The sequence below is a fragment of the Paraburkholderia graminis genome (assembly GCF_003330785.1).
Lineage (GTDB): Bacteria > Pseudomonadota > Gammaproteobacteria > Burkholderiales > Burkholderiaceae > Paraburkholderia > Paraburkholderia graminis.
Map to the genome: position 1 here is coordinate 1857505 of NZ_CP024934.1, position 26978 is coordinate 1884482.

Annotated in this window: 22 protein-coding genes and 1 tRNA gene; 10 read left to right on the forward strand and 13 right to left on the reverse strand. The window is 63.6% G+C overall.

Features of this window, described 5'->3' with window-relative positions; translation table 11 throughout:
- Positions 1-4: 4 nt before the first annotated feature.
- Positions 5-496 carry a hypothetical protein gene (locus CUJ91_RS08310; RefSeq protein ID WP_006048904.1) on the reverse strand — a complete coding sequence of 164 codons (492 nt, stop codon included), beginning with the start codon at positions 494-496 and terminating at the stop codon, positions 5-7.
- A 334-nt stretch (positions 497-830) separates the two neighbouring features.
- On the opposite strand from CUJ91_RS08310, the gene CUJ91_RS08315 reads away from it, so the two are divergent.
- The 3 genes from CUJ91_RS08315 (at position 831) to CUJ91_RS08325 (ending at position 5095) form a co-directional block, all read left to right on the forward strand.
- Positions 831-2441 carry a sensor histidine kinase gene (locus CUJ91_RS08315; protein ID WP_114156697.1) on the forward strand — a complete coding sequence of 537 codons (1611 nt, stop codon included), beginning with the start codon at positions 831-833 and terminating at the stop codon, positions 2439-2441.
- Positions 2442-2583: 142 nt separating this feature from the next.
- Positions 2584-3069, forward strand: coding sequence for a response regulator (locus CUJ91_RS08320; RefSeq protein WP_006048906.1), 486 nt, complete (start codon positions 2584-2586; stop codon positions 3067-3069).
- A 52-nt stretch (positions 3070-3121) separates the two neighbouring features.
- Entirely contained in the window at positions 3122-5095 is a 1974-nt protein-coding gene (locus CUJ91_RS08325) for a hybrid sensor histidine kinase/response regulator (RefSeq protein ID WP_006048907.1), read from the forward strand.
- A 67-nt stretch (positions 5096-5162) separates the two neighbouring features.
- Here the strand turns inward: CUJ91_RS08325 and mscL are convergent, their stop codons facing one another.
- The 4 genes from mscL to mfd all read right to left on the reverse strand — a co-directional run bounded on the left by mscL (position 5163) and on the right by mfd (position 11746).
- Positions 5163-5609, reverse strand: a complete 447-nt coding sequence (mscL, locus tag CUJ91_RS08330; RefSeq protein WP_006048908.1) for a large conductance mechanosensitive channel protein MscL — start codon at positions 5607-5609, stop codon at positions 5163-5165.
- A 110-nt stretch (positions 5610-5719) separates the two neighbouring features.
- Complete coding sequence (locus tag CUJ91_RS08335) at positions 5720-6754, reverse strand: threonine/serine dehydratase family protein (protein ID WP_006048909.1); 1035 nt, start codon at positions 6752-6754, stop codon at positions 5720-5722.
- 62 nt (positions 6755-6816) lie between these two features.
- Positions 6817-8064 (reverse strand): acetylornithine deacetylase, encoded by a 1248-nt coding sequence (gene argE / locus CUJ91_RS08340; protein ID WP_114156082.1) that lies wholly within the window; start codon positions 8062-8064, stop codon positions 6817-6819.
- Between the two features lie 199 nt (positions 8065-8263).
- Positions 8264-11746 carry a transcription-repair coupling factor gene (gene mfd, locus CUJ91_RS08345; RefSeq protein ID WP_114156083.1) on the reverse strand — a complete coding sequence of 1161 codons (3483 nt, stop codon included), beginning with the start codon at positions 11744-11746 and terminating at the stop codon, positions 8264-8266.
- Between the two features lie 120 nt (positions 11747-11866).
- Here mfd and ispD point away from each other — a divergent pair, with 120 nt between their 5' ends.
- Both ispD and ispF read left to right on the forward strand, forming a co-directional pair.
- The gene (gene ispD, locus CUJ91_RS08350; RefSeq protein ID WP_029968333.1) at positions 11867-12580 is read left to right on the forward strand and encodes a 2-C-methyl-D-erythritol 4-phosphate cytidylyltransferase; all 714 of its coding nucleotides are present in this window, start codon (positions 11867-11869) and stop codon (positions 12578-12580) included.
- Positions 12581-12634: 54 nt separating this feature from the next.
- Complete coding sequence (gene ispF, locus CUJ91_RS08355; RefSeq protein WP_114156084.1) at positions 12635-13114, forward strand: 2-C-methyl-D-erythritol 2,4-cyclodiphosphate synthase; 480 nt, start codon at positions 12635-12637, stop codon at positions 13112-13114.
- A gap of 77 nt (positions 13115-13191) precedes the next feature.
- Here ispF and CUJ91_RS08360 read toward each other — a convergent pair whose 3' ends face one another.
- The 4 genes from CUJ91_RS08360 to ompR all read right to left on the reverse strand — a co-directional run bounded on the left by CUJ91_RS08360 (position 13192) and on the right by ompR (position 16700).
- On the reverse strand, positions 13192-13710 hold the full coding sequence (locus tag CUJ91_RS08360) for a carboxymuconolactone decarboxylase family protein (RefSeq protein ID WP_006048914.1): 519 nt from the start codon (positions 13708-13710) through the stop codon (positions 13192-13194).
- A gap of 74 nt (positions 13711-13784) precedes the next feature.
- A complete protein-coding gene (locus CUJ91_RS08365) occupies positions 13785-14333 on the reverse strand; it encodes a peroxiredoxin (RefSeq protein WP_006048915.1) in 549 nt (182 codons plus the stop codon).
- A 238-nt stretch (positions 14334-14571) separates the two neighbouring features.
- Complete coding sequence (locus CUJ91_RS08370) at positions 14572-15921, reverse strand: ATP-binding protein (protein ID WP_006048916.1); 1350 nt, start codon at positions 15919-15921, stop codon at positions 14572-14574.
- A 44-nt stretch (positions 15922-15965) separates the two neighbouring features.
- Complete coding sequence (gene ompR, locus CUJ91_RS08375; protein ID WP_006048917.1) at positions 15966-16700, reverse strand: osmolarity response regulator transcription factor OmpR; 735 nt, start codon at positions 16698-16700, stop codon at positions 15966-15968.
- Positions 16701-16929: 229 nt separating this feature from the next.
- On the opposite strand from ompR, the gene CUJ91_RS08380 reads away from it, so the two are divergent.
- Positions 16930-17256 carry a hypothetical protein gene (locus tag CUJ91_RS08380; RefSeq protein WP_082366974.1) on the forward strand — a complete coding sequence of 109 codons (327 nt, stop codon included), beginning with the start codon at positions 16930-16932 and terminating at the stop codon, positions 17254-17256.
- Positions 17257-17581: 325 nt separating this feature from the next.
- Complete coding sequence (locus CUJ91_RS08385; RefSeq protein ID WP_114156085.1) at positions 17582-18784, forward strand: DUF1501 domain-containing protein; 1203 nt, start codon at positions 17582-17584, stop codon at positions 18782-18784.
- A gap of 25 nt (positions 18785-18809) precedes the next feature.
- On the opposite strand, the gene CUJ91_RS08390 is transcribed toward CUJ91_RS08385, so the two are convergent.
- On the reverse strand, positions 18810-19670 hold the full coding sequence (locus CUJ91_RS08390) for a squalene/phytoene synthase family protein (RefSeq protein WP_114156698.1): 861 nt from the start codon (positions 19668-19670) through the stop codon (positions 18810-18812).
- 230 nt (positions 19671-19900) lie between these two features.
- Here CUJ91_RS08390 and CUJ91_RS08395 point away from each other — a divergent pair.
- A tRNA-Leu gene (locus CUJ91_RS08395) sits at positions 19901-19987 on the forward strand.
- Positions 19988-20190: 203 nt separating this feature from the next.
- Here CUJ91_RS08395 and CUJ91_RS34600 read toward each other — a convergent pair.
- The 3 genes from CUJ91_RS34600 to CUJ91_RS08410 all read right to left on the reverse strand — a co-directional run bounded on the left by CUJ91_RS34600 (position 20191) and on the right by CUJ91_RS08410 (position 21324).
- Positions 20191-20430 (reverse strand): hypothetical protein, encoded by a 240-nt coding sequence (locus CUJ91_RS34600; RefSeq protein WP_107707717.1) that lies wholly within the window; start codon positions 20428-20430, stop codon positions 20191-20193.
- Between the two features lie 34 nt (positions 20431-20464).
- Positions 20465-20836: a hypothetical protein gene (locus CUJ91_RS34750; protein WP_244230988.1), complete on the reverse strand. Its 372-nt coding sequence runs from the start codon at positions 20834-20836 to the stop codon at positions 20465-20467.
- Between the two features lie 200 nt (positions 20837-21036).
- Positions 21037-21324: a hypothetical protein gene (locus tag CUJ91_RS08410; protein ID WP_114156087.1), complete on the reverse strand. Its 288-nt coding sequence runs from the start codon at positions 21322-21324 to the stop codon at positions 21037-21039.
- 518 nt (positions 21325-21842) lie between these two features.
- On the opposite strand from CUJ91_RS08410, the gene CUJ91_RS08415 reads away from it, so the two are divergent.
- Together CUJ91_RS08415 and CUJ91_RS08420 are read left to right on the forward strand one after the other, a co-directional pair.
- On the forward strand, positions 21843-25400 hold the full coding sequence (locus tag CUJ91_RS08415; protein ID WP_114156088.1) for a DUF2339 domain-containing protein: 3558 nt from the start codon (positions 21843-21845) through the stop codon (positions 25398-25400).
- On the forward strand, positions 25397-26935 hold the full coding sequence (locus CUJ91_RS08420; protein WP_114156089.1) for a DUF3999 domain-containing protein: 1539 nt from the start codon (positions 25397-25399) through the stop codon (positions 26933-26935). The genes CUJ91_RS08415 and CUJ91_RS08420 overlap by 4 nt, the downstream gene beginning before the upstream one ends.
- Positions 26936-26978: the final 43 nt, after the last annotated feature.

A 26978-nucleotide genomic window follows, 5' to 3' on the forward strand; every position in this document is an offset into this window, starting at 1 on the left:
GTGCCTAGCGCAGCGAACGCGGCGTCGCGTCGCCTGCCGCGTCCTGCCGGCGAACTCCGCGACGTGCGCCCACGCGGGTCGCGCCGAACTCGGTCAGGATCTTGCCGCGAGCGCGGCTTGCGAATACGAGGAAGCCGAAGCCGTCGGCTTCATACCAGTAACCGCCGTTCTCGAGACCGTCGAGCGGCTGTTCCAGCGCATTCGTAATGGATTCGATGCAGCGCCGCCGCAGTTCGGCAGCGGCCGGGTAGGGTGGATGTGCGCCGCGCACGCTGCATAGGAGTACGTCGAGTCCCGGCAGCACGTGGGCATAAAGCACCGGCTCGTCTTGCGCCCGAGCGCGTGCGATCTTGGTGTCGAGTTGGCCGAAGGGTTTGAAATGCCGCAGTACCGCGAGGAACGACTCATCGCCGTCCACCTTCGCGCGTCTACGCTTTTTCGGGAAGGACATAAAAATTCGCCTGAAAAAGAATTGCAAGAAACGCAGCGTCCTCATGCGACAACTCCCGGCTTCGCGCGCCGCACGTCGATCTTTTATAGCATACGACAAGGCCGGATTCACGATGATTCGACAATCCCGCCGCCTCACCGTCTCCCGCACGAATCATGCCGAACCGCCTCGCCGTGCGCCTTAGCATTCGAGCACATCTGACTCCATCATAGACGCACGGCGCGCCGAAAAAACATCTCGCACCAATAAAAAAGTCGTTTTTATGTGGGTCGGCGCATCTTTGGGCCACGTTGAAATATTGCCGATTCACGTCGATAATGGCCCGTCCGGCTGGCGGGTTCCCGTGACTTGCCGCGGCGTGAACGACCTTCGGGCGACCATGAAATTATTCACCAAGGGTCTGTTGCTGATCGCAGTGCCTAGCCTCGTCGAACTCGCGCTTCTCGGCGCCGTGTTCGATACGCAGGAAGAGACAGCGCAGGCCGCGCAATGGGTCACCAATAGCAAGCAGATTCTTTATCAGTCGTCGGCGCTCGTCGATCCGCTGCTGCGCCAGGCCGCACGCGTTCGAACCGGCATGGTGATCGGCGATCCATCATTGCTCGACCGGCACACGGTGTGGATCGACATGAGCGATCGTCTGTCGAAGCTCGACGCGCTCGTGGCCGACACGCCGCAGCAAGTGCAACGCGTGCAGAACATGAGACGCGCGATCGACGCTTATCGCGCGCAGACCGCCACCGTGTCGGAGGCGTTGCATGAAGGGCGCAGCGGCAAGTCGCTGGCCGCGCTCGAAAGTGGTGCGCTGCCGCAGCCTATCGCGCTCTTTCGCGACGAACTCGCGGCATTCGGCGAAGAGGCCTCGCGTCTGGATGGCGAGCGTGCCGCGGCGCTCGCGCGGCGTCGCGAGCGTCAGCAATATGCATTGATCGCGGCAGTGATCGGCTCCATGCTGATCTGGGCCGGCACCGCAGTCGTTTTTGCGCGCAGCATCGGCCGGCGCTTCGAGGTGCTGACCGATAACGCGGAGCGCCTCGGCAACGGGCGGCCGCTTGCCGCGCGCCTGTCCGGCAACGACGAAATCGCTGCGCTCGACGCCGTGCTGCATCAGACAGGCGCGCGTCTGCGCGAGGCGGATGCCGAGCAGGCGTCGCTCAAGCGGCGCCTCGAAGCGCGTGCGCACGAACTCGCCAGCGTCAATGAGGAACTGCGCCAGGAGACGCAAGACAACGAAATGTTTATCTACAGCGTATCGCACGATCTGCGCTCGCCGCTCGTGAATCTGCAAGGGTTCTCGAAGGAATTGCAGGTTTCGTGCGACGAGCTGGACGGTATCGTCGGCGAGGCGTGCCTGCCGGCAGCGGAACATAAACGGATGGCGCATATTCTCGACGGCGACGTGCGCGAATCCCTGCAATACTTGCGTGGTGCGGTCACGCAGGCGGCTGCGATTATCGAGGCGCTGTTGCGCATTTCGCGTGCGGGGCGGCTCGAGTATCAGTGGCAACGGGTGAGCGTCGCGCGCGCGGTGGCGCGCGTTGTCGACAATCTGCAAAGTGTCATTGACGAGCGCGGCGTGGTCGTCACCGTGCGCGATTTGCCGCCGGCCTGGGGCGACCCGGCCGCGATCGAACAGGTCTTCAGCAATCTGATTGGCAATGCGTTGAATTACCTCGACCCGGCGCGCATCGGGCGCATTGAGATCGGCGCGCTCGAGCCGGAGCCCGTCGAAGCGAACGGGCCGCGCGCCGTGCGCATGCGCACGTACTATGTGCGCGATAACGGCCTCGGCATTCCGGCCGCGTATATGTCGAAAGTGTTTCGTGCGTTTCAACGTCTGCATATCGACGTGGCAAAGGGCGACGGCGTCGGTCTCGCGGTGGTGCGGCGCACGGTGGAACGGCATGGCGGGCGAGTGTGGGTCGAGTCCGCGGAAGGTGCGGGATCGAGCTTTTTCGTCGTACTGCCGGAACAACCCGCGCGCCTCTGAGTCGCGCGGGCGCAATGAAAACTCGCAGCGCATGATTCGCGCGGCCTGCGCTCCAGCGCAACGCCGGCACTACGTGGCCTTACTTGGCCTTACCTGGCCTTACCTGGCGTGAACTGCCGTGAACTGGGAGAACGGAGGGCATATGAGTCACGGGGAAACGGTCAGCATCGTGTTGATCGAAGACGACGACGGCCACGCCACGCTCGTCGAACGCAATCTGCGCCGTGCCGGTATTTCGAATGGCTTCGTGCGCTTTCGCGATGGACAGCAGGCTCTCGATTATTTCTTCGGCGCGCAGACAGATAGCGAGAGCGCGCCGGGCGCGCATCCCGATGCGGAAGATCTGAGGAATTCCGTGGTTCTACTCGATCTGAAGATGCCGCGCGTCGACGGCTTCGAAGTATTGCGGCGCCTGAAGGAGTCGCCGCAAACGGCGCCGGTGCCGGTGATCGTCCTCACCACGACCGACGATCCTCGCGAAATCGCGCGCTGCTACGAACTGGGCTGCAATGTCTACATTACGAAGCCAGTCGAGTACGATGCATTTATTGAAGCGGTGCGCCGCCTCGGGTTTTTCCTGCAAGTGGTGAAGCTGCCGTCCGGGCATCGCTTTGCGTCGCCATCATGACGTGCCTCAATTTGTTCACATACTCTATCTATCTACCCGACGAAGATCGCGCATGACCGAAGAAGTGTCCACGCAGCCCGCCGCTTGTGTTCTCGTCGTCGACGACGACGAGGGCATCTTGCGTCTCGCGCGCAAGTCGCTCGAACGCGCCGGCTGCCGGGTCGCGGTATGCCCGAGCGTGGAGGCCGCGCGCGAACGGCTCGCCGCGGGCGGCCTCGACTTGCTGGTGCTCGACTATCAGTTGAGTGGACCGGAAACGGGCCTCGACTTCTTTCGCCGGCTGCGTTCCGAAGGCGTGCGGATTCCGGCCATCCTCGTGACTGGTTTTACCGACGAATCGCGTGTGATCGAAGCGCTGCGCGCGGGCGTGTCCGACGTGGTGCCGAAGTCAGGCGATTACCTTGATTACCTGCCCGAAGCGGTGGAGCGCGTGCTGTCGCAAGTGCGCCTGCAGCGCGCGTCGGACGAAGCATTGCTGCTGCGCGATCGCGAGCAGCACTACCGCGACCTGTCCGAAGCGCTGCCTCACCTCGTGTTGACCTGCAACGCCGCGGGCGACTGCGATTTCCTGTCGAAGCAATGGTACGACTACACCGGTCTCACCGAAAACAGCTCGCATGGTCTTGCGTGGCTCGATGCCGTGCATCCGGACGATCGCGAGGAAGTGCGCCGTAGCTGGCTCAAAGCGGTGGCCGGCAATGCGGGCACCTATCGGCACGAACTGCGCATTCGCCGCCATGACGGCGAATATCGCTGGTTCGACACGCGCATCGTCGCCACGCGCGACAACGAAGGCAACATCAGCAAATGGTTCGGCAGCTGCACGGACATCCATTCGGAGCGCGAAGCGATGCAGGAGCGCGAGCGGCTGCTCGCTTCCGAACAGGCCGCGCGCCAGATCGCCGAAGAAGCGAACCGCGCGAAAGACCGCTTCCTCGCGATGCTTTCGCACGAGTTGCGCACGCCGCTCACGCCCGTGCTGGCGGGCGCGAGCGTGCTCGAGATGATTCCCGATCTGCCGGATCAGGCGCGCTCGAGCGTGCGCATGATTCGCCGCAACATCGAACTGGAAGCGCGCCTGATCGACGATCTGCTCGACCTTACGCGCGTAGCCAACGGCAAGCTGCGTCTGTCGCTGGAAACGGTCGACGTGCATGAGGTGATCGACAGCGTGCTCGAACTGTTCCGCAGCGAAATCCAGGTCAAGCAGCAGGACGTGCATGTGCACAAGGACGCGACGCATCACTACGTGCTTGCCGATCGCGCGCGCCTGCAACAGATGCTATGGAATCTGATTCGCAACGCCGCGAAGTTCACGCCCGACGGCGGCCACATCTACGTACGCACGCGCGACGAGCGCATGCATGTGCAGATTTCGGTGGAAGACACGGGCATCGGCATCGAGCCCGAACAGATCGGCAAGCTGTTCAACGCGTTCGAGCAGGGCGATCAGAAGATGACGCGGCAGTTCGGCGGGCTGGGGCTCGGCCTCGCCATCACCAAGGCGCTCACGGACGTGCATGGCGGCACGGTGACCGCACAAAGCCCGGGCCCGCACTGCGGCGCCACGTTCACCATCACGCTGCCGACGGCTGCCGCCCCCGCGCGCACCTCGCAGCCGGTGTTGCCCGACCCGGTGCATCCGGCCGGTGTACTTAACATTTTGCTGATCGAAGATCACGTCGATACTGCCGAAGTCATGGCGCAACTGATACGCACGCTCGGCCACGACGTGACGACGGTGGGCCGCGTGGACGACGCGCTCGCCGCCACGCAGTTGCAAACTTTCGATCTCGTGATCAGCGACGTCGGCTTGCCGGATGGCACCGGCCTCGACTTCATCAAGGCGTATCGCGAGCGTTCGAATGCGCCCGCCGTTGCGCTGACCGGTTTCGGCACCGACGAAGACGTGCGCCGTTGTCTCGCCGCCGGTTTCACCTCGCATTTGACGAAGCCGGTGAACTTCGCGCAACTGGAAACGATGATCGAGAACGCGATCAATCTGAAGGCGCAGAAGGAAATGTGACGCGCGGCGCGTAGGTGTGGCACATAAGTGCGGCACATGAGAGCGCCGCACGGCAAGCATCGGTCGCCTAGCGCGGCGAGTTTTTCAGCGAGTCGCGGATTTCACGCAACAGCAGCACGTCTTCCGGCGGCGGCGGGGGTTCGGACGGCGCGGCAGCGTCCGGCTTACGCAGATTGTTGATGAACTTCACCATCAGGAAAATGATAAACGCGAGGATGATGAAGTTGATGAGCACCGTAATGAACGAGCCATAACCGAACACGGCGACGCCCGCTGTTTGCAGGTCTTTATACGATTCCGGACTGCCTTTGAAGCTCGGCGGAATGTCGCCGAGGCGAATGAACTTGTTCGAGAAGTCGAGGCCGCCCGTGGCGACGCCGACGACCGGCATGATCAGGTCTTTCACGACTGAATTGACAATGGTGGAGAACGCGCCGCCGATGATCACACCGACCGCGAGATCCATCACGTTGCCCTTAAGGGCAAATTCCTTGAATTCCTTGACCATGCTCATAGGGTTTTCCTCCCGAATATCGATGACTTAATCATACCAATCTCAGACGGATAGGCCAGCCCTTAGTTATAGCTTAGTGAGCGTAGTTCGGCTTGGTCGGCATGACTAGCCTAGTCGGGAAACTGCGACGCGCTGTGGCGCGCGCGTTCGATCTGCGCCGCGAAAGTAACCGGGTCGGTGTTGGTGCCGCACAGCAGAACGCCGACACGCTTGCCTTGCAGCTTCTCGCGCAGCGGTCCGAGCAGCGCCGCGGTGGCAGCCGCGCAAGCCGGTTCGACGGCGAGCTTCAGTTGTCCGAACAGGGTCAGCATGGCCGCGCGCAACTGGTCGTCGGAAACCGTGACGAGTTCGTCGATATGACGGCGGCACAGTTCATAGCTGTATTCCTCGGTATGCGGAGCCATCAGCGAATCGGCGATGCTGTGCATATGGCCCATCTTCACCGTGTGATTCGCGGCGAAACTCTTGCCCATTGCATCGGCGCCTTCTGGCTCGACACCGAACACGTGGACGTCGGGATTCGCGAGCCGCATTGCCGTGGCGACGCCGGCCGCGAGACCGCCGCCGCCGATCGGCACGATCACGGCTTCGAGGTCGGGCGTTTGCGTGGTCCATTCGTAGCCGAGCGTGGCCGAGCCGAGCACCGTGCGATAACCGTTGAACGGATGCACGAAGTAGCGGCCTTCTTCCGCTTCAATGCGGCGCACCAGTTCGAACGCTTCGGCGAGATCTTCGGCGAACACAATTTCCGCGCGATATTGCCGGCACAGCGCGACGCGCGCCGGATTGGCCGCGCGAAACAGCACGACCTTCGCGCTGATGCCAAGCCGCATCGCCGCATACGCAACCGCTACCGCATGGTTGCCGCCCGATACGCAGGTGACGCCCGCGCTGCGCTGTGCTTCATCCAACGCGAGCAGGTTCGTGAACGCGCCGCGCGCCTTGAAGCTGCCGCCCGCCTGCAGCAACTCGAACTTGAAGTTCACCACCGTGCCTTCGAGCGACGCGAAGTCGAGCCTGTCGAACACCGGCGTTCGCGCCACCCACGGCGTCAGCGCGAAGTGCTGCGCGGCGATGTCGTCGAGAGTGGGGATCGGCTCGCCGTCGATCGTATGGTCGGTGTGCTGCGGCGTGGCGGTTGACATGGCGTGGGCGACAATGGGTTGATCGGGAAACGCGTGAGTGTCTGCTTCTTTCTCACGCGTTTTCAGAGCGCATGCGCTTCCACCGACATGCTGTGGATAAACTTGCGCAGGAAGCGTTCGCACTGCACGAGCTGATCGAGTGCGACGAACTCGTTGGCCTTGTGCGCCTGCTGAATGTCGCCGGGGCCGCACACAATGCTCGGAATGCCCGCCAGCGAAAACAGCCCGGCCTCCGTGCCGTATGCAACCTTGCGCTTGTCCTGATCCGCGGTGAGCGCGCGCACGAGCTGCGTGATGGCCGCCTGTTCGGACGAATCGAGTCCCGGCGCCGCGGCGATCTTCGTGATCTCGATGGCCGCCGATGGATGCTCGCGCAACATTTTCGGCAGCAGCGTTTCGCGTGCGTACTGGTCGATGCGCGCGAAGATCGGCTCCGGGTCGAGCGTGGGAAGGTTACGGAATTCGAACTGGAACTTGCATTCGGCCGGCACCGTATTGATCGCATTGCCGCCGACGATCGTGCTGGTCTGCGCGGTGGTGAAGGGCACGTCGTACAGTTCGTCGAACGGACCTTGCTCGCGGAACTGATCGGCCATGTCGCGGATATAGCAGATGAGGCGCGCCGCGTATTCGATCGCGTTCAAGCCCTTCGGCGTGAGCGACGAATGCGCCGCCTGGCCGCGCACGCAGCATTGATAAGCGTTGATGCCCTTATGCGCCACGATGGGCCGCATGCTGGTCGGCTCGCCGACGATGCAGCCGTCCGGCTTCACGCCGCGCTTCATCAGGTCGGCGATCAGCAGCGGTGCGCCCGCGCAGCCGACTTCCTCGTCGAATGAAAGCGCGAAGTGAATCGGCTTGGCGAGCTTCGTGCGCTGCATTTCAGGAACGAGAGCGAGCGCCGCGCCGATGAAGCCTTTCATGTCGCAGGTGCCGCGGCCATACAGTTTGTCGCCGCGAATTTCCGGCTTGAACGGATCACTGTCCCATTGCTGACCGTCGACGGGCACCACGTCCGTGTGGCCCGACAAGACCACGCCGCCATTCGTTTCGCCGTCGTGCGCGGGGATCGTCGCAAAGAGGTTGGCCCATTTGCCGCTTTGATCGTGCGTGAGCGTGGCGTCAATGCCTACGGCGCGCAACTCGTCGCGCACGGTTTCGATCAGACCGAGATTCGGATTGCGGCTCACCGTGTCCATCGACACGAGCCGTGTGACCCAGGGCAGCGAGACAGGCGTATCGGAGGCGGAAGCGGATGATGCAGTGGCGGATGTTTGCGAGGACTGCGCTGAATCAGCGACGTGAGACATGACAAGACTCCGGCATTTGAGTCTTTCGATCATACCCAAAAATGCCGTGCCGTATGCGGCTTGTGTACAGTGAGTGCGCTGCTGCGCGCGGGTTGCGCAGCGCAGCATTGCGGAATAACGCTAGACGTAGGGCGGTTTTGTGCGCTGGGCAGCGCGTAACGCGTGCGCTGAATGAACCCGCCCTACGCCATGCCTCAACTCATCGCGCGGCCGTTGCTGCGGCCGTACCGCGGCTCGGCGACCCGAGCGCGCGCAACGTCTCCTTGACGGTCGCGACGCGCACCGCAAGGTCGGGACTGCGCGTTTCGATACGCAGCTTGTCCTGGCCCGCGAGCTTGATGTGCTTGTGCTTCTGCACCATCTCGATGATACGCATCGCGTCGATTGGCGGATTCGGAATGAACTGCAAGCCGATCACGGCTTCGCCCGCGTCGATCTTCGAAATGCCCAACGGCTTCGCCGCCAGCCTCAGCCGATGCGTCTCGACAAGCGCATGCGCCTGCGGCGGCAGCTTGCCGAAGCGGTCGATCAGCTCTTCCTGAATGCCGTCGATCGAATCGCTGTGCTCGCAATTCGCGAGCCGCTTGTAGAGCGACAGACGTTCCTGCACGTCGCCGCAATAGTCGGCGGGAAGAATCGCGGGCGCATGCAGATTGATCTCGGTCGTCGCGGCAAGCGGCGCGGTGAGGTCGGGTTCCTTGCCGTCCTTCAGCGCCTTCACGGCGTCGTTGAGCATGTCGGTGTAAAGCTGGAAACCGATCTCGTGAATCTCACCCGACTGCTTGTCGCCGAGCACTTCGCCCGTGCCGCGAATCTCCAGGTCGTGCATGGCCAGATAGAAGCCCGAACCGAGTTCCTCCATTTGCTGGATCGCCTCGAGCCGGCGCTGCGCCTGCTTCGTCAGCCCTTGCGGATCGTGCACGAGCAGATACGCGTACGCCTGGTGATGCGAGCGCCCGACGCGTCCGCGCAACTGGTGCAATTGCGCAAGACCGAACTTGTCCGAGCGATGAATCAGGATCGTATTCGCGCTCGGCACGTCGATGCCGGTTTCGATAATCGTCGTGCACAGCAGCACGTTCGCGCGTTGCGCGACGAAGTCGCGCATCACGCGTTCGAGTTCGCGTTCGTGCATCTGCCCATGCGCGACCGCGATGCGTGCTTCGGGCACGAGCGCTTCAAGCATCTGCCGGCGATTCTCGATGGTCTCGACTTCGTTGTGCAAAAAGTAAACCTGGCCGCCGCGCTTGAGTTCGCGCAGCATCGCTTCGCGAATCACGCTTTCTTCCTCGCGACGCACGAAGGTCTTGATCGCCAGACGCTTTTGCGGCGCGGTCGCGATCACCGAGAAATCGCGCAGCCCTTCGAGCGCCATGCCGAGCGTGCGCGGAATCGGCGTGGCGGTCAGCGTGAGCACGTCCACTTCCGCGCGCAACGCCTTGAGCGCTTCTTTCTGACGCACGCCAAAGCGGTGTTCTTCGTCGATGATCACGAGCCCGAGCCGCTTGAACTGCACATCCGACGAGAGCAGCTTGTGCGTGCCGATCACGATGTCGACACTGCCTTCGTTGATCTGCTGGATCGCGGCGTTCACTTCCTTGGTCGACTTGAAGCGCGACAGTTCGGCGATGCGCACCGGCCAATCGGAGAAGCGGTCTGTGAAGGTTTGCGTGTGCTGTTCGGCGAGCAGCGTGGTAGGAGAGAGGAGCGCGACCTGCTTGCCGCCCATCACCGCGATAAACGCCGCGCGCAATGCAACCTCGGTCTTGCCGAAGCCCACGTCGCCGCATACCAGACGGTCCATCGGCTTGCCGCTCGTCATGTCGCCGATCACGGCGGCGATGGCCGCGGCCTGGTCCGGCGTTTCCTCGAAACCGAAGCTCTCGGCGAACTTCACATAGTCTTTCGGTTCGAGCGCGAACGCGTGGCCCGAGCGCGCGGCGCGGCGCGCGTAGAGATTCAGCAGCTCGGCGGCCGTGTCGCGAATCTGCTGCGCAGCCTTGCGCTTGGCCTTCTCCCATTGACCCGAGCCGAGCGAATGCAGCGGCGCGCTTTCCGGGTCGGCGCCGCTATAGCGCGAGATCACATGCAGTTGCGCGACCGGCACGTAGAGCTTGCTGTCGCCCGCGTATTCGAGGTGCAGGAACTCGGTTTCGCCTTCGCCCAGGTCCATCGTGACGAGGCCCATGTAGCGGCCAATGCCGTGCTGCGAATGCACGACCGGATCGCCGACCTTCAGCTCGGACAGATCGCGCACCATCGAATCGACGTTGCTCGCCTGTTCCTGGCGACGACGCCCCGCACGCCGCGCGAGCGGTCCGTAAAGCTCGGTCTCGGTGATGATCGCGATGCCGTCGACCGGCACCGCAAAGCCGTTCGCAAGCGGCGCGACGCCGAGCGAAAAACGCGCGTCGCCGGTGAGCCAGTCCTGGAAGCTGTCGCTCGACGCGGGCTTCAGATGATTGTCCGCGAGCAACTGCAATAGCGTTTCGCGGCGGCCCGCCGATTCCGCGGCGAACAGCACGCGGTTCGGCGTCGTGTCGAGAAACGCGCGCAAGGCCGAGACAGGATCGTCCGCATGACGGTCGATCGCGAGATTCGGCAGCGGCGTCGCCCAGCCGCCGCCCGCATTGGCCGGCAGCACGAGGCGCGCGAACGGCTTGGCGAGCGTGAAGAAATCCTCGTCCGTCAGAAAGAGGCGCTGCGGCTCGAGAATGGGCCGGTCGCGATCGTGCGACAGGAAGTTGTAGCGCTGCTTGGTGTCGTTGGTGAAGCGCCGGATCGCCGCATCCAGATCGCCGATAAACGCGAGTTGCGCGCCTTGGGGCAAATAGTGGAAGAGGGTGGCCGTCTCGTCGAAGAAAAGCGGCAAATAATATTCGATGCCCGCCGACGGCACGCCGTTGCCGATGTCCTTATAGATCGACGCGCGGCTCGGATCGCCCTCGAACGTCTCGCGCCAGCGGCTGCGAAACGCGGTGCGCGCGGCTTCGTCGAAGGGGAATTCGCGGCCCGGCAAGAGGCGCACGTCTTTCACCGGATAAAGGCTGCGCTGCGTGTCGGGATCGAACGCGCGGATCGAATCCACCTGGTCGTCGAACAGATCGATCCGGTAGGGCAAGGGCGAGCCCATCGGGTAAAGATCGAGCAGCGAGCCGCGCACGCAGTATTCGCCGGGGCGCACGACCTGGCTCACGTGTTCGTAGCCGGCCAGCGTGAGCTGCGCCTTCAGCTTGGCCTCGTCGAGGCGCTCGCCTTGCGAGAACGAGAACGTATAGGCGGCCAGAAACGACGCCGGCGGCATCCGGTACAGCGCCGTGGTGGCGGGCACGAGCAGGATGTCGCAGCGGCCCTCGCCGAGGTCGTGCAGCGTGGCGAGGCGCTCGGAGACCAGATCCTGGTGCGGCGAAAAGGTGTCGTAAGGCAGCGTTTCCCAGTCGGGCAGCAGGCGCACGCGCGCGTCCGGCGCGAAAAAGCCGATTTCCTGCGACAGCCGCTGTGCATCGACCGCGCTCTCGCAGACGACCGCGAGCAACGGCACCTTCTCGCGATAGGCGAGATGGTAGCGGGCGATCAGCAGGGCGTCGGACGAGCCATGCGTGCCGTCGAAGGCGAAACGCTGGCCGGCCTTGACGAGCGCGACGGGCGGGGAGTACTGCGATGTTGCGGCGATATCTGGCATAGAAAGGAAAAGGCGGCCTCGGGCTCACACGAACCGGCAAGTTTACGCGTGTCGGGGCGTGGATGCGAAGGACCTATTATAAAATCCGTCCTTTACTTTGACCTCGCGGCATCCGCACTCGTGACTTCCCGTCTATTTGCCCTGATTCCGTGCGCAGGCACCGGCAGCCGTTCCGGCGCCGCGATGCCCAAACAGTATCGCACCGTCGCCGGCCGCGACCTGCTGCATTATTCGCTCGCGGCATTCGACGCGTGCAGCGAATTCGCGCAAACGCTCGTCGTGATTGCGCCCGACGACCAGCACTTCGACGCGCGCCGCTTCGGCGGCTTGCGCTTTGCCGTGCGCCGTTGCGGCGGCGCGTCGCGCCAGGCGTCGGTGCTGAACGGCTTGCACGCGCTCACCGAGTTCAACGCGCGCGACGACGACTGGGTGCTCGTGCACGACGCCGCGCGGCCGGGCATCACGCCGGGGCTGATCCGCACGTTGACCGGCGCGCTGAAAGACGACGCGGTGGGCGGCATCATGGCCTTGCCGGTCGCGGATACGTTAAAGCGCATCGACCGCGCATCGGCGGACGGCCGCATTGCCCGCACCGAATCGCGCGACGGACTCTGGCAGGCGCAGACGCCGCAGATGTTCCGCATCGGCATGTTGCGCGAAGCGATCTTGCGCGCGCAGGCCGACGGCCACGATCTCACCGACGAAGCGAGCGCGATCGAATGGGCCGGCCATGCGCCGAGGCTCGTGCAGGGCAGCTTGCGCAATTTCAAGGTGACGTACCCGGAAGACTTCGATCTCGCCGAGGCGATTTTGCTGCGGCCTTCGGCAGCGTGACCGGCGGTTTCATTTTCAGTGAATTCAGTGAACGGACTTGAGGACTTGACGCAGATGGATTTCAGAATTGGGCAAGGCTACGACGTGCATGCGCTGGTGCCGGGGCGTCAGTTGATTATCGGCGGGGTGACGATTCCCTATGAGCGCGGCTTGCTCGGCCATTCGGATGCCGACGTGCTGCTGCACGCGATCACCGACGCGCTGTTCGGCGCGGCCACGCTCGGCGACATCGGCCGCCATTTCTCCGATACGGATGCGAAGTTCGCCGGCGCCGACAGCCGCGTGCTGCTGCGCGAGTGCGTGGCGCGCGTGAAGGCCGCGGGCTTTTCGATCGCGAATGTGGACAGCAGCGTGGTCGCGCAGGCGCCGAAGCTCGCGCCGCATATCGAAGGCATGCGCGCGAACATTGCCGCCGACCTCGGCTTGCCGACGGAAAAGGTCAACGTAAAAGCCAAGACCAATGAGAAGCTCGGCTATCTTGGCCGGGGCGAGGGCATCGAGGCGCAGGCCGTGGTGTTGCTGGTCAAGGACTGACTGGCTTTTTATGCGGCCGCGAAGAGCGGCTCGCGCGGCGTCGACAAAGCCCTAAGCCGCGACGAAATCAACTGCCGTTATTCTGCGGCAATACACTGCGCGGCCGCATTGATCACGGCGGCAATCCGGCCCACGTCGCGCAACTGCGTCGTGCTCATGCCTTCGGCGACCAGCGTATCGAAGTGCGACTTCACGCAGAAATGACACTTGCCGATGATCGACGCGGCCAGCGCATACATCTCGAAGCGCCGCTTGTCCACGCCGCCATGCGACGCATAGGCGTTCATGCGTAACTGCGCCGGTTGCGATTTCAGATCCGCGTTGTCCGTCATTTCGACGTACGGATACCAGACGTTGTTCATGCCCATCAACGCGGCGGCGGTCAACGCGCCGTTCGTCTCTTCGGGCGAGAGCACGCCCGCGTTGCGAATCGCGTTGACGATCACCGTGCTCTTCGCGGCGAAAGCCGCGGCCAACGCGACGCCCACCGCATCGTTACCTTCCAGCGACGAGCGCGCGATCGTGCCGTCGAGATTCAGCCGGATGTCTTTCGCGTAGTCGGGCACGAGCGCCTTAATGGAAGACAAGAACTCCATTGCGATCTCCTATCGGGTTGTCGATAAAAAAGCCCGCGGCTTTTTCAAGCGTGGCGGGCCTGGGCAGACACGGCTTACAGCGTCGCGCCGCCGACTGCGCGGTTGCACGGACAGAGCTCGTCCGTTTGCAGACCGTCGAGAATACGCAGCACTTCCTCAGGATTGCGGCCGACGTTCAGGTTGTTCACCGAAACGTGCTGGATCGTATTGTCCGGATCGACGATGAACGTGGCGCGCAGCGCGACGCCCGCTTCCTTGTCGCGCACGCCAAGCTGGTCGATCAGCTCGCCCTTCACGTCGCCGAACGAATAGTGGTTCAGCTTGCTCAAGTCCTTGTGCTCGCGGCGCCATGCGAGCTTGACGAATTCATTGTCGACGCTGCCGCCGAGCAGCACCGCGTCGCGTTCCTCGAAGTCTTTCGCGAGCTTGCCGAACTCGACGATTTCCGTCGGGCACACGAAGGTGAAATCCTTCGGGTAGAAGTAGATGATCTTCCACTTGCCGGGGAACGACTGCTCCGTGATCTCTTCGAACGCCGAGACGCCGTTTTCCTCGTGGTTGTTAAAGCCAGGCTTGGCAGCGGTGACGGTGAACGCTTCGAGTTTGTCGCCAACGGTTTTCATGCGAGTGCTCCTTCGTGTGTTGGAAAAAACAGCATGTTGAGGCTACCAGCTCGTCATCACGAGCGCGTGTCAGGCTTTTAACTATAGCTCTATGGAACTATCCGCTCAATAGTTTTTAACTAACAACCCGGATAGTTATTATTCAACGGGGCGGGCATTGGCAGTGCGCAGCCTGGTCTGATGTCGCCGGTGCCGCAAGGCGCGGGCCACAGCGGTTCACAGCGGGCTCGCAGTGGACTCAAGCGCCTTTGGCAAGCGGGAATTCGATCGTAACTTCGAGGCCAGGGCCTGGCGTGCGATTGCGCAAGCGCAGCGCGCCGCGATAACGGCCGACGAGCCGCTGCACGATCGCCATGCCGAGACCCGTGCCGTTCGCCTGCGTGCGAGCGGAGTTCACACGATAGAACGGCCGTGTGACGAGCGCGAGTTGGTCTTCCGGAATGCCCGGGCCTTCGTCGACCACCGAAAGCTCGACGCGCGAGTGCGACACACGCGTCTCCAGAATGACGTGCGGAATGCCGTCGCCATCGCTCAAACCGTATTTGCGCGCGTTTTCCAGCAGATTGCCGACGACGCGCCGCATGTCGGTCTCGTCCGCTTCGATCACCGCCGACGGCGCAAGCCGCGTGATCAGGCGCATGCTGTCCTCGCTTTGCATGCGCGCGGCGAGTTCGCTTGCGATCACCGACAGATCGACGGGCTCGGGCACGCGCTGCACCGGCCGCGCGTAATCGAGGAAGCGGCCGATGATCATATCCATCTGCTCGATGTCGTCGACCATTGCGTCTTTCGTGCTTTGATCCGACGGGCTCATTTCCGTTTCGAGCCGCAGCCGCGCGAGCGGCGTGCGCAGATCGTGCGAGATGCCGGCGAGCATCAAGGCGCGGTCGGCCTCGAGCTGTTCGAGGTCCCGCACCATCTGGTTGAAACTGCGATTGGTTTCGGCGGCCACGCCCATGCCGCGCTCGGGCAGCGGTTCGGGCGACTGGCCCGAGCCGACCCGGCGCGCGGCCATCGCGAGACGTGCGAACGGCCGGTTCACGAGACTCGTGATGAAGGCCGCGCCGAATAGCGACAACGCAAGCGCGAACACGCCCCAGCCGGCCCATTGCAGGCCGGTCGCATTGTCGAGCTGATCGCGGTCGAGGGCGACCCAGTAATCGTCGTCGTCGATCTTGAAGCTGATCCACACGCCAGGGATGTCGTTGACGCTTTGCGCGATCACGGTGTCGTCGCCGAGACGGCCGCGAATGTCGTGTTCGATCAGCCGGTTCAGCGACTCGTCGGGCTGCAGCTTGAACTTGTCGGTGGTTTCGCGCGGATACACGCGCACGCCTTCATTGCTTTCCAGATCTTGCAGCAACGCGCGCCGCAGATCGGGATCGGAATAAAGGAGTGCCGTGCGTGTGAGCTTGACGATGGCGACGAGCTGCAACGCCACGCGCTGCGCGCGCGGCTCGCGCTCGATCACCCGGAAGCTCTGGAACCACGCGGCGAGACTGACTGCGATCAACAGCGCGATCAGCAGAAAGGTCCGCCAGAAAAGGCCGCCGAACGCGAGCGTCAGGAGGCGCCGGTCGATCCGCATGGGCCCTTCTTATCTGAAAACAAAAGCTTGAGGTGTGAACAAACTCAGGCTGCGCCGTCGGGAATGAACACGTAGCCAAGACCCCATACCGTCTGAATGAAGCGCGGGCTGCCTGGGTCGGGCTCGATCAGCTTGCGCAGACGTGAGATCTGCACGTCGAGGCTGCGGTCGAACACTTCGTATTCGCGGCCGCGAGCGAGTTCCATCAGCTTCTCGCGCGACAGCGGCTGGCGCGGATGACGCGCGAATACTTTAAGCACCGAGAATTCGCCGGTGGTCAGCGGAATTTCCTGGCCTGCCTTGGTGAGCGTACGGGTCGCGAGATTGAGCGCGAACTCGCCGAACTCGAAGACCTCGGTGGTCTCGGACGGCGCGCCCGGCAATTCCGACGGCGACTGACGACGCAACACAGCATGAATTCGCGCGACCAGTTCGCGCGGATTGAACGGCTTCGGCAGATAGTCGTCAGCGCCCATTTCGAGGCCGACGATACGATCGACGTCTTCGCCCTTGGCCGTCAGCATGATGATGGGCGTGCGGTCGTTGCTGCCGCGCAGACGGCGGCAGATGGACAGGCCGTCCTCGCCAGGCAGCATGAGGTCGAGCACCAGCAGATCGAAGCGCTCGCGCACCCACAGCTTGTTCATGGACGGCGCGTTCTCCGCCACATAAACATTGAAGCCTTGTTCGCCGAGGTAGCGGCGCAGCAGGTCGCGCAGGCGCGGATCGTCGTCGACGACGAGGATTTTCGAAGGGTTTTTGGTTTCCATGGTCGGCATCTTAGCGCGATTAGAAAGTGGTGCGCGGTTGCATCATTTGTCGAGTTACAGTCAGTTACAAAATTTACCCTGCCTGTGGCACGGCGTAAAGCGACGCCAGTTAGACTCCTTTACTGAATGCGGCTGTTCGGTGGATACTTCACTCGACTAAAACCCACGCGCCCGGCTCGTAACCGGGTTTGTCACACGCATTTGAGGTCGCCGGTTGCCGCGCCACGAAGGGAACAACATGAAGGGAGGGGTTTGGCCGAATGTGCGCCTGAACGTGATTGCACTGGCGGTCGCCGGTACGCTCGCAGGCACATTGGGATCAACGCTCGCCCACGCCCAGCCTTCTGCCGACAGAGCTGCGAGCGCGCGCGCGCCCAGACTGAGCCCCTCAAAAGCAAACCGTCATGACTCGAACAGCGAGCGGCCTGCATCGGACGTGATGCTGCGCACCGCGGTTCCCCCCGACCTCGATCAACGCCGCCGCGATGGGCATATGACGCCGGACGAACGTCGTTTGCTGAGGCAGCATATCGAAGATGCTGTGCGGGAGCTTTATAAGCGGTAGGGTTTTGGTGGTGGTGGTCGTCGTGCTTGTTCTGGTTTTAGCGTTCCACGCTGTCTTTCCGTTCTTGTGCTGTCTTGTGCTTGTTCGCACTTGCATCGCTCTTCGCTGTGCTTCCCGTTCGTGATTTTGCTGGGCATGTCTTGCTCATCATGCTGACAAGGTGTGTCGAGTCTTGCATATGGCCTGTGTACTAGAAGCGGGCAGACAAGGGAGCGGCATGCCGCATGCGATGCGTCATCGTGCGTGAAGATGCGGTCTGTCATGAACGCATCGCGCGCCTTGCACATTTGCTCGCCAGTGATTCGCGCATCCTTCCGGACGCCCAATGAAACGACGCAGCTTTCTCTCGATGAGCGCCGCCGCCAGCGCGGCCCTCTGGCTGCCTCGCACATTCGGCGCTGAGCCGGCCGCGCACACGGCACGTCACGTTCCAGCGTTCGCCCGCGATAACGGCAAGCTGCTGATCCTCATCGAATTGAAGGGCGGCAATGACGGTCTGAACACCGTCATTCCGTTCGCCGATCCGGCGTACTACCGGCTCCGTAAGCGCATCGCAATCAGACGCGAGCACGCGATTCAACTCGACGAACGCACGGCGCTGCATCCATCGCTCGAACCGTTGATGCCTTTGTGGCGAAGCGGGCAGCTTGCGATCGTTCAGGGCGTCGGTTACGCGGCGCCCAATCTCTCGCATTTTCGTTCGATGCAGATATGGGACACGGCATCGCGCTCCGATCAGTACCTGCGCGAAGGCTGGCTCAGTCGCGCGTTCGACAGCGCGTCGGCGGCGGCTGGTTTTGCCGCTGAGGGCGTCGTGATCGGCAGCGCTGAAATGGGACCGTTGGCGCTGGGCGGCGGTGACGGGGCGCGTGCCGGTCGCACTCAAGTTGTAGAGGCCGGGAAAGGCATCGCTCAACTATGTGGTCGGCCGCTGCGCGCACAAGACGCAACGCGACTGACGACCGCGTTTCCATGCAGTTCGTTCGGCGCGTCGATAAAGAGCGCGATGCAGATGCTCGCGGCCCGCGATAGGTTGCGCGTGCAAGCACAGCAAGGGCAGGCACTGCGACTACATGCTGCGCAAGCGGACACAACCGCCCCTGCAACCGCAATCCGCCTGACGCTAAACGGCTTCGATACGCATCAGAATCAGCCGGAGCGCCACCGTCTGTTGCTGACGCAATTTGCTGAAGGCTTGGCTGCAATGCGATCGGCGCTTGTCGAACTGGGCCGTTGGAACGACACGCTCGTGATGACGTACAGCGAGTTCGGGCGGCATCCGCGTGAGAATGGCAGCGCCGGCACGGACCACGGCACCGTGGCGCCGCATTTCATGATGGGTGGACGAGTGCTCGGCGGCTTGCACGGCGTGCCGCCGCAGTTGGCGCGGCTCGACGGCAATGGGGAGCTGCCGGTCGGCGTCGATTTTCGACAGCTTTACGCGACGGTGCTCGCGCGCTGGTGGCGTGTCGACGCACAGGCGATCTTGCGGCAGCAGTTCGAGCCACTCCCTTTGCTGCACATCTGACGACGGCGCGCGCCGCCCGTTACGCTTACTTTGCGCGCCACGCGATCCACAGCTTGCGGACCGGCGTCAACGCGATGCGTTGATGCAGCACGTGATAACCGTCGCGCTCTATTTCATCGAGCAACGCGCCAGCGAGCGCGCCCTGCGCAAGCAGCGTGCGCTGCGAACGGCGCTCGCTGCGCGGCACGGCGGCGAGCGCGCTATGCAAGGCATCGCGGGCACGCTTCGTCTGAAAGCGCATGAGCTCCGTAAACGCATCCGAATATTTTCGATTGATCAGGTCCGCGGCTGTCACACTGAAGCGCTGCATTTCGTCAATAGGAATGTAGATGCGGCCGTGGCGCGCATCGTTGCCCGTTTCCGCCACGAGTTGTGCGAGCAGCAGCGCTTCGCCTAACGGTGCGGACCAGCCCGGAGCCTGTGCGCCGTCGGTGGGTGCGCTCGTGGGTGCGCTCGTGGATCCATTCGTGCTCGCCGCGCGCGCCACAAGCGCGGCAAAAGTGCCGCCGACCGCCTGCACATAGCGGCGCAAATTCGGGTAGTCCAGGTAACGCGCCTGGTCGAGATCCATCTCGAAGCCGCCAAGCAGCGTCTGCAACGCGGGGTATTCCGCTTTGACGTCGGGCAGCGAAGCCGCGAGCGCCTTTGCAACCGGATGCGTGGGCGAGCCCGCAGCCAACGCGCCGAGTTCGTTTTGCCACCACGCGAGCTTCGTGCGGCCAATCGCGGGGTCGCTCACTTCCTTGACCGTTTCCTCGAACTCGCGGCGCAGTGCGAAGAGCGCGGTCAAGCGCGGCTGACTGGCGGCCGGCGCTTGCCGCAGCGCGTAGTAGGCGCTCGATCCAGGGGGCGCCGCTTTTTGCTGGCAATATTCGTCGAAATTCACGGCGTGGAATGTGGGGAAGGGCAGGCGAAGTGAGCACGGCATGCGTGCGCGAAGCCGAAAATTGTAGCATCGGCGGGGCAACGGCAGAGGCGCGAGCCGGATGCCCGGCAGTTGCAGACAAGCGCGAATCAATGCGTTAGAATCTCGCGCTTACGCTTTTGGGCGCGTACATTTGAACGCGCCGGAAAGCATGCAGGACATCGGGCGAGACGTACAACGTTGGCCCGGCTGCGAGGGTGGCGAAATTGGTAGACGCACCAGGTTTAGGTCCTGACGCCCGCAAGGGTGTAGGGGTTCGAGTCCCCTCCCTCGCACCATTAACTTCTCGATATAGAGCGGTCTGCGGATTTCCTTGGCGTGTTGACCGGCGGCCTTGAAGCGAATCCGGGATTCTCGGCAGGAACATAACATCATCGAATTTCTTGACGTTGATGTGCTGCCCGAGCCGCGTATAGACATCTTCTGTCTTTCCAATGTATTGGATATTCCGCTGCCTCAAGAAGAAATAGAGTCCGCGGCGCTAGGCCGGAATCGGAACCTGTTGAAGGCCTGCGCGCTCAAGAAGCTTTCCGTGCATCGCTGCATTCTTTTCGCCGTTTTCTTTTCCAAACTTATCCACGGTCTTTGCGCCTGAAGAATCGTCGCCGGCGCGCTTGCGCGCCGTTTGCCAGACGCGGTAAATCTGGTGCGAGCCGGCGTACCGTTCGCGCGTCGTTGGGTCGATGAACAGCGGGCCGTCCGCTATGGCCCACCTGTACAAATGAGACCGTCGGTCCGGTTCCGCAGGTTATCAATCACTCGATATTCGGGAGTGCCGGCCATGCGTCGGGATCTCCACCCATCGCCACACACATGTCCCGCATGAGGTCCGTGCTGACCTCGATCCACTCGGGCGTACCGAACGGAACGTCCTCGGGATTCTTTTTGCCCTGCGCTGAGCGAGTGCGGCGCACGGTCGCGCTGACTTCCTTCATTTCATCGAAATGGGTAGTCCGGCTTGGTTGGTTCGTTATCTGCCATCTCTTGGTCTTTGGTATTTTTTTTTGGTTGATCGGAAAGATACTCCGATTTTCTGATGTCGTAACTTCCAATTTCGGAAAGTTGTGCCGTCCCGTCATGCGGGACAAATCAAAAGCGCGCCCGACAATCTGCTGGCGAGGCTGCAATCAGGAATTGACGGCGGCCTGAAGCGGTACGACGCCGAGTGTTCGCGATCGTCGCGATGTGCAGTGAGAACCCCCGTCAGGTCACAGCACTCGCCGGGGCTCTTTCTTGAATGGTCCTTGGGTGACTCTTTTTTGGTGACCCGGATAGGCGGCGCGCACGATGCAGGCCGGTAGAGGCCCGCATGGCGAGGTCAGGCCGCTCAGGCTTCCGGTGTGGCGGGCGGCGCCTGCGTGCCCGGCAGATCGGATTGCGCGGCGCCCTCGAGAAAGCGCCGCGTCGATTCGAATGCCTGCAACATCGGCTCGGGCCACGGCGTTTGCAGCATGACCGCCTGATGGTTTTCGAATGCCGACGACAACAGCTTCACCAGTTCCGGCGAACGCAGATGGCGGAACAGCACGCTTACCGCGATCGCCGTCGCCTGGCTCGCACCGGCCGTCTGGAGTTCCGACGCCGTGAGCGCCGCGACCTGTTTGTTGATGTCCACTGAAACTTCCCTGAATAGAGTTGGATGACTGGCTCGCGCGCCGCGCGGTTCATCGACTTGAATGGAAGCGATAACCCGGCGCACGCGGCGGACCCGGGATTTTGACACGGTTGGCGTTTTGCCGCGAAGACAGCGTCGCGATCAGTGAGAATGCGGCGCGCGGATAATCGCGTGCCGTTGTTCGGGTAATTGACTCGGCAAAGGCGCTGGCAATAACGGTTCGATTCGGTAAGCGATTCGCTTTAATTAATCGACGCACATCAGCCGCATAATGAGCGATGAAATTTCGGCAAGTGTTGTCGGAGACGTGGCGACATCCGCGTTCAATTGGCTTGCCTGCCGCTCGTCATCATCTATCGGGGGATAGCTGCTTGAAAAGCCCGCTTTGCACGTCGCTTTGCATGTTATTCTGCGCGCCGATTTTCGCTGATTCCACATGCCGTATTCGCGGATAATCCGCGCGACCGAGGTTGCGATCAAACGGGTATCGCCGGAAAACACAATAAAAGAGGGATGCGATGAGCGTGATATTTGCCGTGCTGGGCGCGGTGGTCGGCATGCTGGCTTCGTTGTCGAACGATCTTCCGCTCGGCTACGGCGCATTGTTCGGCGCGCTCGCGGGCTTTGCGCTGGCGCGCTTGCGCAAGAGAAATCCAGCGGGCACTGCGCAGTCGCCATTGCCGGGCGCTACCGCCACGGATGCGCCCGGCGCGCCTCGTGACCTGGCGGCTCGCGTCGAGTGGCTGGAACGTGAACTCGTTTCGCTGCGCGGCGAGATCCGGCAATTGCGTGAGGCAGCGGGTATTGCATCAGCCGACGACGACGCTCGAGCGCCAGCGCCGATGCACGCATCAGACGCCGCAACGATGCGCGATTCAGTTGCGGCAGGCACCACAGAGCATCGCTATGCAATCGCGCCGCAAGAGGCTGTGAAGCTCACGGCGAGAGCGTCGGCGGCGCTTGCGCCAGCGGGCGGGGAGGCGGGCGCGTCGATTGATCGGCAGACGGAAACGTCAACCGGCATGGACGCCGCCGCACAAACACAAGCACAAACACAAGCACAAGCACAAGCACAAGCACAAGCACAAGCACAAGCACAAGCACAAGCACAAGCACAACTCGACGCAGCCGCGCGCGCCCAAGCCGACGCCGCCGCGCCAGCACAACCGAACCTCGCGGGCCTCCCGCAAGCCACTGCGACCGACGCGGCACAACCCGCCCAACCGCAACCCGACGCCGCCGCGCATACCCAACCTGACCTCGCCGCCCCGGCACAACCCAACCTCCCACCCGCCCCCCCACGCGGCCCCGGCGTCGTCGAGCGCCTTTTCAAAGCAGGCCGCGACTGGCTCTTCGGCGGCAATACGGTGGTGCGCGTCGGCATCGTCGTGCTGTTCTTCGGCATTGCGTTCCTGCTCAAATACGCCGCCGACAACAGCCTGCTGCCGATCGAATTCCGCCTCGCCGGCGTCGCGCTCGCCGCGACGGCCTTGCTCGTGCTCGGCTGGCGCATCGGCGACAGTCGCGGCGCGTACGGGCTCGTGCTGCAAGGCGGCGGCGTCGGCGCGCTGTACCTGACGGTGTTCGCCGCGACCCGGCTCTATCATCTGCTGCCCGCCGGCGCAGCCTTGCCGCTGATGATCGCCACCTGCGCGCTGAGCGCGTTCCTCGCGGTACGGCAGAACGCGCCTTCGCTCGCGTTCATGGGCAGCGCGGGCGGCTTCCTCGCGCCGCTCCTCTTGTCCACCGGCGGCGGCAGTCATGTGATGCTCTTTAGCTACTACGCGTTGCTCAACGCGGGCATCTTCGCGATCGCGTGGTTCAAGGCATGGCGTCCGCTGAATCTGCTCGGCTTCGTCTTCACGTTCTCGATCGGCGCGGCGTGGGGCGCGACGGCATATCGTCCGGAACTCCTCGCGAGCACCGAGCCGTTTCTGATCCTCTTCTTCCTGATGTATGTCGGTATCGCGCTGCTCTACGCGGTGCGCCGCGAACTGACGCTCAGGCATTACGTCGACGGCACGCTCGTGTTCGGCACGCCGCTCGTCGCAATCGGCCTACAGTCCGCGCTGATGCGAGGCACCGAGTTCGGGCTCGCATGGAGCGCCGTCGCGCTCGCCGTCTTCTATCTCGCGATAGGGGGCTGGCTCGCGCCGCGCCGCGCGCGCCTCGGCCTGCTTTTCGACTCGATGTTCGCGCTCGCCGTCATCTTCGCGACGCTCGCCGTGCCGCTCGCGTTCACCGGACCGACGACGAGCGCGACGTGGGCAATCGAAGGCGCCGCGGTGACATGGCTCGCCGTGCGGCAACGACGCCTCGTCGCGTTCGCCTTCGGCCTGCTGATGCAACTGGCCGCGGCGGGCGCGTTTGTCGTCGGCACGGTTTTGTCGTTCAGCCACGCGGCGAGCTTGCCGGTGCTGAACGGCGCGTATCTGGCAAGCGTACTGATTGCGCTCGCCGGCATCTTCACCGGATGGCGTTTGCACGGCCGCAGCGAAGCACGCGACTGGCACGCGTGGCTGCCGCAGATTGGCGTGGTCGCGAGTCTGTGGGGTCTGCTGTGGTGGGTGGGGGGCGGGCTCAACGAGATACAGAGCTACGTCCATGCGTACGTTCCGGACGACCGCGACCGAGTCGGCATCGCATTCGTCGCGCTGTTCGCCGCGCTGAGCGCATGGCTCGCTCATGGCGCGCGCCGCAAGCTGCGCTGGCCGCTCGCCGAGTGGCCGGCGCTCGCGCTCGTGCCTGTTCTCGCCGCGCTCACACTCGAACTTTTTGCATTGAACATGAGGCCGGTCAGCGGTTACGGCTGGCTGGTTTGTCTGCTGGTTGCCGTCGCCAGTTACGCGCTTTTATGGCGTCAGCAGCGTGACGTCGGCGAGCGCATTCTCGCGCCGCTGCACACGCTGATGTTCTGGACCGCCGGCACGCTCGCCGCGCTCGAAGGCTACTGGGCGTTGCGCGCTTACGTGCCCGAAGGTGCATGGAGCTGGAGCGCGTGGGCGTATGGCTTCGGCGCGCTGCTGTTGCTGCTGGCCGGCGTGGGGCATCGTCTGCGTTGGCCGGTTGCGCGCTTCACGCGGGCCTATCAGGTGTGGGCCGCGGCGCCGCTCGCCGCGTTGCTGTGGGCGTGGACCATTGCAAGCGTGACGAGCGACGGCAGCGCCGCGCCGCTCTTCTGGCTGCCCATCGTCAATCCGCTCGACGTGGCGCAGATACTCGTGTTCGTCGCGGGCGCAGTGTGGCTGCGACGGCTGCGCGCACTGGGCGTGCAATGGCATCCGCGCGCGTTCGATTATGCCGTGCTCGCGACGCTGTTCCTGTGGTTCAATGCGTTGCTGCTTCGCACGCTGCATCATCATTTCGACGCGGCGTACGACGTGACCGCGGTGCTCGCGTCGTTCACGCTGCAGCAGGTGTTCCTGGTCGGATGGAGCGCGTTCGCGTTCGCCGGTTTGTGGCTCGCGCGACGCGACAACATCGTGCGCCTGTGCGCGATTGCGTCGACGCCGCTCGTGCTCGTGATGTGGCTGTGGACGTTCTACGCCAACCTGACGCAGGACGGCGGCGCGTGGGCGCGGCTGCCGTTATTGAATCCGCTCGATCTCGTGCAGGCCGTGGTCTTTGCACTGGCCGCGCTCTGGCTCGTGCGCGTTCACCGTCTCGGCGTGCCGCTCGACGGCTACCGGCTGCCGCTGCAAGTCGCGGCCGGGGCGACCGGCTTCGTGTGGTTGAATGCGATGCTGCTGCGCACGCTGCATCATTGGATCGGCGTGCCGTACGAGTTCGCGCAGATGTCCGAGTCGATGCTCGTGCAGGCGTCGGTCTCGGTCTTCTGGACGCTCTGCGCGCTGGCGGCGATGATCTGGGCGACGAGGCGCGCAAGCCGTATCGTGTGGTTCATCGGCGGCGGGTTGCTCGGCGCGACTGTCGTCAAATTATTTCTGTTCGACCTGTCGCACGTGACGGGGATCGAGCGCATCGTATCGTTTATCGGTATCGGCCTGATGTTGCTGCTGATCGGCTACTTCTCGCCGCTGCCGCCCAAGCCGATGGTCAGGGAAACTGAACAATGAAGCATCTTCTGAAAGTGACGGGCTGGTGTGCCGCGCTCGTGTGCGCGTGGACCGCGGCGCCCGCGTGGGCCGAAGATTTCGCGCGGCACTTTGCGCTTCAGCTCGACGACGGCGCGGCCTACTACAGTGTGACGCTGCCGGCCGCGGTCTATGCGGCAAGCCAGCGCAACGATCTCGGCGACGTGCGCGTTTTCAACGGCGCGGGCGAGCCCGTGCCGTACTCGCTCGAGGGGCCGCGCGAGCCGGCCCGCACGCCGCCGACGCTGCGTCCGGCCCGCTGGTTCCCGCTTCGTCCGGCCGCCGCAGGTCAGGCGGGTGCACCGCTGGGCGTGACGATCGCCGCCGACGGATCGCTGCGCGCCACCGCCGCGCCGCCTGGGCGCGCGCAGCACGACACCGATCTGATCGATGCCGGTCAGGCGTCGCACGAAGGCCGCGCGAGCGCGCTGCTGATCCATCTGCGCGACGACAATTACCAAGGGCGTGTGTCGGTCGAATCGAGCGACGATCTGCGCAACTGGCAACCGGCCGGCGATGCGCAACTGCTCAAGGTCAGCTACAACGGCAGCACGCTGAGCCAGGACCGGATCGAACTGAACGGTGCGCACGCGCGCTACCTGCGCCTACGCTGGCTCGACGGCGCGCCGTACCTCGAATCGATCGATGTGGAAGTGCAGGCGGCCGGCGCGGGGCGCACACAACTCGCGGACAGCCAGCGCGAGTGGCGCGAAGGCATCGTTGCGCGCGCGGGTCCGAAGGCCGGCGAATATTTCTTTAGCACCAGCGGTCCTTTTCCGGTCGACCGGCTGCGGCTCAATCTGCCGCAGCCCAACACGGTGGCGCCCGCGGTCGTCTATTCGCGCGGCGAACTGGGCGGGGCGTGGCGCGAGGTGTCGAATGCGACGCTGTTCCGTTTGCATAACGGGGACGTCGAACAGAACAATCCGTCGCTTCAATTGACGCCGGATACGGACCGTCACTGGCGGGTGGTTGTCGATGCGCGTAACGGCGGACTCGGCAGCGGCGTGCTGACTGTTGCAGCGGGTTGGCGTCCGGCGACGCTGACGTTCGTCGCGCGCGGATCGGCGCCTTTCACGCTCGGCGTGGGCAATGCGTCCGCAGTGTCGACCGCGGTCGGGCGCGATGAGTTGCTGATGGACGCGTCCTCGGCGATTGCCACCGCGCGCGTCGGCGAGCCGCTCGCGCTTGCGCCGAATGCGAATGCGCCGTCGCCGGCGAATGCGGATGCGGATGCGTATCGGCGCTATGTGCTGTGGGCCGCATTGCTGCTGGCCGTCGGCTCGCTCGCGGCGATCGCGTGGCGTCTGGCGCGCAGCGTGTCGCATCGGGTGCCGGCGGGCGATGCCGCGGCAAGCGCATCGGGCGCGATGGCCGGCGGTCTTGCCAGTACGGCGGCTGCGGCGACAGACTTAAACGTTCCAGCAAGTGCTTCGCCCCAGGATAATGCGAACGCGGTTTCAGCTGGTGCAGGGCACGCGCCGGAAGCCGGGCATCGGCGCGAGAGCAACGACTGAGACGCGCGTGCGTTCGCAACGAACGACACGCGTTATCGACCTC